This is a genomic window from Paracoccus marinaquae (assembly GCF_018860165.1).
In the GTDB taxonomy this organism is placed as follows: Bacteria; Pseudomonadota; Alphaproteobacteria; order Rhodobacterales; family Rhodobacteraceae; genus Paracoccus; species Paracoccus marinaquae.
This window is the reverse complement of the sequence record NZ_JAHKNG010000103.1, coordinates 1-2,289: the sequence shown is the minus strand read 5'-3', so window position 1 is coordinate 2,289 and position 2,289 is coordinate 1. Positions and strand designations below refer to the sequence as shown.

Below are 2,289 nucleotides of genomic sequence, written 5' to 3'. Positions count from 1 at the left end.
CCGCATCGATCTTGCCGCATGGCTCGCCGATGAGGTGTCCATCGAGTTTGCCGAGCAGGAGGGCGCGGCCTTTGCCCATGGCGATGGCATCAACAAGCCGCGCGGCATTCTCGCCTACGACACGGTGGCGAATGCTTCCCATGTGTGGGGCAAGATCGGCTTCGTTGCCTCGGGGAAAGCGGATGGCTTCCTGGCTGCGACCGCTTCGGTCAGTCCGGCCGACTGCCTGATCGATCTCTATTATGCGCTCAAGTCCGGCTACCGGAACGGGGCATCGTGGCTGATGTCGGATGCGACCATGAACACGGTGCGCAAGTTCAAGGATGCGGAAGGCGCCTATATCTGGGCGCCGCCATCGGGTGCAGCCGAAGTCGCCACTATCCTCGGCAAGCCGGTCTACACCGACGACAACATGCCGGCGGCAGAGGCCAGCAAGTTCCCCATCGCCTTCGGGGACTTCGGTCGCTCCTACCTGATCGTCGACCGCATCGGCATCCGGGTGCTGCGTGATCCGTTCACCTCGAAGCCGAACGTCCTGTTCTACACGACCAAGCGCGTCGGCGGCGGCGTGGTCAACTTCGAGGCGCTCAAGCTTCTGAAGATCAGCACCTGATCACCGGCGTGATCCAGCAGCGGGCGGCCATCACACGGTCGAAGGACGGTCGCCCGTCTCTTCATCATTCCCATTCATCGAAAGGACTTCTGTCATGAAGGACGGTATCTCCGGCCTCGGCCTCGTTGCATCGCTGGTTCCCGCCGTGGTCACCGCCACGACCAAGGGCAGCCATGCCGATCTGCAGGGCTTCAACTCCGCAACCCTGATCATCAATACCGGCGCGATTGCCGGCGATGGCCTCTTCGTCGTCGCCATCCAGGAGAGCAACACCACCACGGATGGCGATTTTACCGATGTGGCGGCCGGCGATCTGCTTGGAGCCCTTCCGACGGCACTCGAGGCCAGCACGGTTTACAAGCAGGGCTACAAGGGTTCGAAGCGCTATATCCGCGCTGTCGTCACCAAGACCTCCGGCACGTCGATCGCTGCCGGCGCGGTCATTGTGCTCGGCCATCCCCACGACGCGCCGGTTGCCTGACATCGCTCGAAGCGATCAGCCCATCACTCGCCCGAACGGCTGGTCGCTTCTTTTTATTATAATGGATCGAAAACGTGATCGTACCCGTTCGCACCGTCGCCCCGGTCAACATGCCGGTGTCGCTGGCCGAGGCCAAGGCTCATCTGCGCGTCGATCATGATGATCAGGACGATCTGATCACCGCCCAGATCAAGGCGGCGACGGCATATCTCGACGGCTATGCCGGCATTCTCGGCCGGGCACTGGTGACGCAAACCTGGCGGCAAGATTTTGCCGGCTTTGCCGATCGTCTAGCTTTGCCAGTATCGCCGGTGACTGCGATCGTCAGCGTCAGCTACTTCGATGTCGGTAATGTTGTGCAGACATTGGACCCCAGCGTCTGCGATCTGTTTACCGACGCGCGCGGGGCCTATGTTTCGCTGCGGCCGGGACAATCCTGGCCCGCCACCTTCTATCGCCCCGATGCCGTCTCTGTCACCTTTACAGCCGGTTTTGGCGCGGCCGACGTGCCGGAGCCCATCCGGCAAGCTATCCTGCTGATCGTGCAGCGCCTGTTCGATGGCACCGACACCAGCATTGATGTTGCTATCGATCGCACCGTCCATGCCCTGATCGCGCCCTACCGCAGAAGTCCGATCTGATGGCCAGGATCACCGCCAATGATCTACGCGACCGCGTCAGCTTCGAAAAGCGCGAGGAAGTCGACGACGGCTACGGCAACACCGTCGGCATGTGGGTGGCCCAGTTTGAGCGCGACGCCTGCATCCTGCCCTCCAAGGGCGGCGAGACCGTCATTGCTGCCCGCCTGCAGGAGGTGCAGCCGGCGCTGATCATCGTACGCTTCGATGCCGAGACCGCCACCATCACCGCCGAATGGCGACTGATCGAGACCCGCTCCGGCTCCATCTACAATATCCGCACCGCCGCCGACATGGAGCGACGGCGCCGCTTCATCACCATGCTGTGCGAGGCCGGCGTGGCGACGTGAGCCGTCACCGGCAAGGCCGCGAGCCGAAACAAGTCTCTCCTGGAAAACCGCCATGACGCCGCCGAAAGCGGGCGACCAGTTCCGCATGCCCGACGCCGAGTTCGAGGCGATCCTGACACGCGCCGCCCCGAAGTTCAGGCGATCAGCGCGAGTCCCATCCCGCCAGCAGCGGCGATGAGCACCACCATCCATGGCGGGGTCCTCCAG

Annotated in this window: 4 protein-coding genes; all 4 read left to right on the top strand. The window is 63.0% G+C overall.

Translation table 11 applies throughout. The features are described from left to right. The coding region (locus KNW02_RS20425; protein ID WP_216035015.1) for a phage major capsid protein at positions 1–613 on the top strand (613 nt) is incomplete at its 5' end. 94 nt (positions 614–707) lie between these two features. Continuing rightward, a complete protein-coding gene (locus KNW02_RS20420) occupies positions 708–1,094 on the top strand; it encodes a hypothetical protein (protein ID WP_216035014.1) in 387 nt (128 codons plus the stop codon). 74 nt (positions 1,095–1,168) lie between these two features. Next, the gene (locus KNW02_RS20415) at positions 1,169–1,735 is read left to right on the top strand and encodes a head-tail connector protein (protein WP_216035013.1); all 567 of its coding nucleotides are present in this window, start codon (positions 1,169–1,171) and stop codon (positions 1,733–1,735) included. Further along, on the top strand, positions 1,735–2,082 hold the full coding sequence (locus KNW02_RS20410; RefSeq protein ID WP_216035012.1) for a phage head closure protein: 348 nt from the start codon (positions 1,735–1,737) through the stop codon (positions 2,080–2,082). Before KNW02_RS20415 ends, KNW02_RS20410 begins: the two co-directional genes overlap by 1 nt. Positions 2,083–2,289 lie beyond the last annotated feature (207 nt).

Bases quoted from the DNA above. Each gene is read 5' to 3' on its own strand.
- KNW02_RS20420 (WP_216035014.1), top strand. From the start codon at position 708: ATGAAGGACGGTATCTCCGGCCTCGGCCTCGTTGCATCGCTGGTTCCC.
- KNW02_RS20410 (WP_216035012.1), top strand. From the start codon at position 1,735: ATGGCCAGGATCACCGCCAATGATCTACGCGACCGCGTCAGCTTCGAA.